At 71.7% G+C, this 960-nt stretch carries 1 protein-coding gene; it reads left to right on the plus strand.

Annotated features, from left to right (window positions below):
* The first annotated feature begins 176 nt into the window (after nucleotides 1-176).
* A complete protein-coding gene (locus ELR45_RS13230; protein WP_129666690.1) occupies nucleotides 177-884 on the plus strand; it encodes a Fic family protein in 708 nt (235 codons plus the stop codon).
* Nucleotides 885-960: the final 76 nt, after the last annotated feature.

Genomic DNA, 960 nt, shown 5'->3' on the forward strand with positions numbered 1-960 from the left:
CGCTGATGTTCCTCGCCTTCGGAGCCGTGCTTTTCGCCGTCGTGCGGGGCGCGCCGTGGCTGCTGTTCATCGCGTTCTGGTTCTTCGCCTGCGGGGGGTTCGGCCGTGCGCGCACGGGCCACCGTCACCGGCACCAACATCATCACGCGTGAGGCGTGGCCGTAGGCTCCGTGGTGATGGATGACCCGTTGGCGCATGTCGCCGCCCTCGACGGTGTCGGAACGGCGGCCTCGTATGCGCGCGATTCGATCGACGCCTTGCTGCGGCAACCCACGATGCGCAGCTCTGCCGCTTCGCTGGCGGCCGAGTCGGCCATGCGCGGAGCGCGGGCGTCGGCCCTGTTGGCCGGTGGCGACCCTGACGACCTCGATGACCCGCACGTGCAGGGTGCGCTCCGTGCGGTCGCAGAGGTGCCCGAGCTAGCCCAGCTCTGGGAGCGCTCGCCGCTCCAGGTCCTCGCGCGGCTGCACGTCCTGGCCGCCCGGAATCTGGTCGACGACGGCGACGCGCTGGGCCGGCCGTCGCCGACCGTGGACGCCGCGCGGCTCGACCAGCTGATGCGGGTGGCGACCGTTCCCACCGCCGCTCCGGGTGTGGTCGTCGCCGCGATCGTCCACGGCGAGCTGTTGTCCATGCAGCCGTTCGGCACAGCCGACGGTGTCGTGGCGCGGGCCGCTGAGCGGATCGTCTTGGTGGCCCGCGGCGTGGACACCAAGGCCGTCAGCATTCCAGAAGCAGGTCACCTCGCCCTCGTCCGCGCCTACGAACCCCTGGTTGAGGCGTATGCCACGGGCACGGCGGACGGCGTCGGCGCATGGGTTCGGCACTGCGCCGAGGCTTATGCGCACGGAGCGGCCGAAGCGATGGCCGAGCGCAGTGGCTGACGGGCCGGCTCGACACATGCGAGCGGCGCCCCTACAGGAGCGCCGCCGCTGACACGGTCTTGGTGGGCTACCAGAG

It is taken from the genome of Phytoactinopolyspora endophytica (assembly GCF_004138495.1).
GTDB classification, from domain to species: domain Bacteria; phylum Actinomycetota; class Actinomycetes; order Jiangellales; family Jiangellaceae; genus Phytoactinopolyspora; species Phytoactinopolyspora endophytica.

What these genes read in the sequence shown, in the direction of transcription:
- ELR45_RS13230 (WP_129666690.1), top strand. Translation starts at nt 177, where the DNA reads ATGGATGACCCGTTGGCGCATGTCGCCGCCCTCGACGGTGTCGGAACG.